Source organism: Spiroplasma endosymbiont of Lariophagus distinguendus (assembly GCF_023846195.1).
Classification (GTDB): Bacteria; Bacillota_I; Bacilli_A; order Mycoplasmatales; family VBWQ01; genus Spiroplasma_E.
In genome coordinates, this window is record NZ_JALMUW010000073.1 from 1 (window position 1) to 4,126 (window position 4,126).

The 4,126-nt window shown below is 21.1% G+C and carries 5 protein-coding genes; 1 reads left to right on the forward strand and 4 read right to left on the reverse strand.

All coding sequences use genetic code 4. The features are described 5' to 3' along the window. Positions 1-338: SemiSWEET family sugar transporter (locus M0D11_RS05285; RefSeq protein WP_252320762.1), on the forward strand; the 338-nt coding region annotated here is incomplete at its 5' end. On the opposite strand, the gene M0D11_RS05290 is transcribed toward M0D11_RS05285, so the two are convergent. From M0D11_RS05290 to M0D11_RS05305, 4 genes are all read right to left on the reverse strand, one after another. Further along, positions 335-976 carry an alpha/beta hydrolase-fold protein gene (locus M0D11_RS05290; protein ID WP_252320764.1) on the reverse strand — a complete coding sequence of 214 codons (642 nt, stop codon included), beginning with the start codon at positions 974-976 and terminating at the stop codon, positions 335-337. The genes M0D11_RS05285 and M0D11_RS05290 overlap by 4 nt on opposite strands. A gap of 154 nt (positions 977-1,130) precedes the next feature. After that, entirely contained in the window at positions 1,131-1,874 is a 744-nt protein-coding gene (locus M0D11_RS05295) for a hypothetical protein (protein ID WP_252320766.1), read from the reverse strand. A 221-nt stretch (positions 1,875-2,095) separates the two neighbouring features. After that, positions 2,096-2,716: an IS1595 family transposase gene (locus M0D11_RS05300; RefSeq protein WP_252318950.1), complete on the reverse strand. Its 621-nt coding sequence runs from the start codon at positions 2,714-2,716 to the stop codon at positions 2,096-2,098. A gap of 313 nt (positions 2,717-3,029) precedes the next feature. After that, on the reverse strand, positions 3,030-4,126 hold a 1,097-nt coding region (locus tag M0D11_RS05305; RefSeq protein WP_252320768.1), incomplete at its 5' end, for a coiled-coil domain-containing protein.

Consider the following 4,126-nt stretch of genomic DNA (forward strand, 5'->3'; position numbering starts at 1 on the left):
TAATAACATTTAGAATACTAAAATATAGTAAGAATTTAGGGGAGAAAGATATGGAACTTACAATTAATATTTTATCTTGGATTGGAGCAATTTTAACTAGTATTGTTTTAATTCCTCAAAGTTTTAAAATAATTCGCACCAGAGATACAAAATCATTATCATTATATATGTATATTATTTTTGTACTATCAGCAATAACATGAATTATTTTTGCAATATTGTCTAATCAACCTGCTATTATTACAACTAATACTATTGTATTATTTTTTGCAAGTATTATTTTAATTCTAAAAATTAATAATATTTTTAGAAAAAAGAAAAACCATAGTTTCAATTAGGTAATAAGAATTAAAGGATTTTCATTAATATATTTAATTCATCATTTAAAACCATGACTACCATTTTCATCAATTACTAAATTAGTAGTAATTTTTCTATTAGTTAATATTTTTTTTAATTCAATAGTATTATTTTCATAATTTGTTACTAATTTGCCTTCAAAAAACTTTGGTTCTTTTTTTCCTACCCATAGTTCAACTATTAAAGGTTGATTATTATTTAAAACTTTAGTTTTTAAATCTTCAATAATTTGTGAATTAAATCAAATTGCTGGCGAAAATAATAATAATTTTGTAAATTGTAATTTTGATAAATATAACATTTGTAAACAAAAATATGCTCCCAAAGAACAACCAATGGCATTTAAATTTTTAATTTTTAAATTAAACTTTTTAATAACAAATGGTATAACCTCATTAATAATAAATTCTAAGTAATTTTTACCATTACCACCAAGAAAATCAATCTTACTTTTTTTTAATTCAGGAAAATATTTTGTCATTAATATTTTTACATCATCATTGGTATAAGTTGCTAAATCATTAAAACGAGTCATATTATTGGTACTACCAATACCAATAAAAATACAATTACTATTATTTTCAAATAAAATATTACTATTACTATTAAGTAACATATCTTTACCATCAAAAACTAAATAAACTTCATAAGCAATATTTTGATCATAAATAGAAGGTAAAGCAATAATAATATTTTTATTAATATTTAAAAATTTACTTTTAATATTTTCAACTTTTACATCATAATTATTGATATTTTTTCTCCTTAATTTATTGATAATTTCCTAACAAAGAATAATTCATTATTCTAATATAAAAATTAAAATTAGTTTGTTCTAAGCGCATAGCACATTTAACCAATTCATCTAAAATTATCAACTTATTAGTAAATAAAGTTTCATATGAAAAAAAAGCTTTTAAATTTAAATCAGTACTATCTTTTGTTAGCAATGTTTTTCTAGTTTCTAAATCCAACAAGTAAAATAACATTAATAAACTTCCAAACTCATAATTATTTTTTATGTTTGTTTCATTCTTAGTTAAATTAATAAAAATATTACCACTAATATTTACCAATCTTTTAATTATTAGCAAACTTTCTTTTTTCAAATTAGAATTATTTATCAAAAAATCAGGTAATACTACTTTTGAAGTATCATCAAACCAAACTTTTATTTGGTCTTTACATCCAAGTAATAATAAAAGTTCCTTGGCATTTTGATAATCATCTAACTGTTTTTCTTGACGCTTAAAAGTAGGAATTAAAGCAGAAATAGTTAATATAAAATTTGCAACTAATCTTAAATATTCTTTATAAGAAATTTTATTAAAATATAAATAAACACTTATTATTTTCATAAACATTAAATTTTGATTACTATTAAATATTAAGTTATAAGTATTACGATAATCTTTTGCTTTTAAATGACCTAATTTTTTTTTAATTTCGCGCTTAAAAAAATAATTACTTTTTAAAAGCAAAAGATGGTTAAATAATCGATATTCGGGAATCATTTTTTACTTCCAATCTAATTATATATTTTTAAATTTAATCTTAAAATAATTATAACATTGAAATAAATAAGTACATAATGTTACTTATTTATTATATTTAATTGCCAATAATATCATTGATAATTAATTATATTTAAGGCTTTTCTCCCTTTATGTACTATTTTTAAATTTTATCACATAAATGCTGAGAAAAGCCTATCTACGGACTTCTCCCCACATTTTTAAATCAAACATAGCATTACAATTTCAAAACTAGGTATCTTATTGAATTTATATGCAGCTTCTTTTGCATATAAATGAACATGATGTTTTGCAACTTTGATATGTGTTTTAAATGTTCTTCTTATATGTTTTCAAACTGATTCAATTTGGTTGGTATTTACACCAGTTTTTGAAACATAGCTATCTTGATGATTGACTGTTTCATGCTTAGTGAAAACCGATTTAAAATCGCAATATCCTTTTCAAAAATCAGTATGTACATGACACTTTGAAGAAATGTGGTTTCTTGCAAACTGCAAAAGATTTTTACTTTTTGCATTTTTCAATACTTTCACAATTAATTTATTGGTTGTTTTTTCATAAATACCAACAATCAAGGTTTTATTCACCAAGGATCTTCCTTGTTTTTTAAAACCCATATGTGAAAGATACATTTCATCCATTTGCACTATGCCCTCAACAATAAATTGTGATTCTTGTTTGGCAATACAAGTTCTGATTTTATGACCCATTCTTCAAGCAGTTTTCAAAGTTACCCCCAATTCTTTTGCAACATCAGTTGATGGAATTCCATGTTTGGTGTTTATTCATCTAAAGATGAGATAAAACCAAGATTTCAAAGGTATTTGTGACTTGTAAAAAATGGTGCCATGAAGAATACTAAATGTTTGATGACATTTCAAACATCTTATTCTTCTTAAATCAGAAGTATTCAAATTTGTTCAATAACACCTGATACATTTATTTTCCTTCAAACTTACTATATATTTCAAACAATCTTGTTCTGTTTGAAAAGTATTGTTGAACTCATTCAATTTCATTGTTTCCTCCACAAGTACATGTGGGGAGAAGTCCGATATTTAATATATAAAAATAAAAAGTTATTTTAAATAATAACTTTTTAAATTCATTTTTAACTAAAATCTTTTTTTCTTATAAAGAATTTATTGATTTCAAAGAAGAACTTAATTTTTCTTCTGCTTTATCTTCATTTGGCAAACTAAAACAAGATTGATTTTTTTCAATATCTGTTTCAAAACCAAGATCACTATATTGACTATTAACTCTTGAAATTAATTCTTTTTTACTAGAAAAAGGATTGTCTTCATCAAATTGCTTTGATATTTCATTTTCTGAAATAAAATTTAATTTATCAAAAATTTCTTCATTTTTTTCATTTGTAATTTTATTAATCAAACTGACTTGTAAATTAATAATATTTTCAAAAATATTTAATTTTAAAACTTTAAGTGGTTTAATATTTTTTTCATTTTCATTTATTTCTTCTCTTAAATTTCTTGTTTTCAATTTTATTTCTTTAATTTCTTTATTAACTTTTTTGTTTCTAACATATTTAAAAATACCAAAAGTAAATACATTTAAAAAAGTTAGTTTTCAATTTTTTTCTGCTTTTTTTTCTCTTAAATTTTTAATATCAAGTTCAAGTAAATCAATTTTATCTAATATTTCTTTATTTTTTTCTTCAAAATCAAATATTTTTTGTTCTAAATCCTTAATTTGAATTACTGAGAAACTAATACTATCAAATAATTCTGTATCACCATCTTCTTCAAAAGGATTTTTCTTAGATGGATATTTAGATGGATATATAGAATGTTCTAATTCTTCAAAGTTTTTATTTTTTAAAATAAAATCTAATTGTTCAAATATTTCTTTATAGCTCTTAACTTTATTTTCATATAACTGACCTTGTAAATCAATAATTTCTTTTAAAATATTTAATTTTGAATTTTTAAATGGTTGTGCATTTTTTTCATTTTCATCAATTTCTTCTATTAAAGTTTTTATATTTAATTCTGTTTCTTTAATTTGTTTATTAATATTTGAAAATAGTTGTATTTTTTTTGATTTTTTTAGTTTTTTTAAACGTTTAATTTTATTTTCTAAAGATTCAATTTGTTCAACTATTTCTTCACTTTTTTTCTCAATAAAAAATATTTCTTTATCCAAGTCTTCTTTTGCTTTTTTTAATATATTAATTTTTTCAATTAACATTTTTTTCTTCTTTA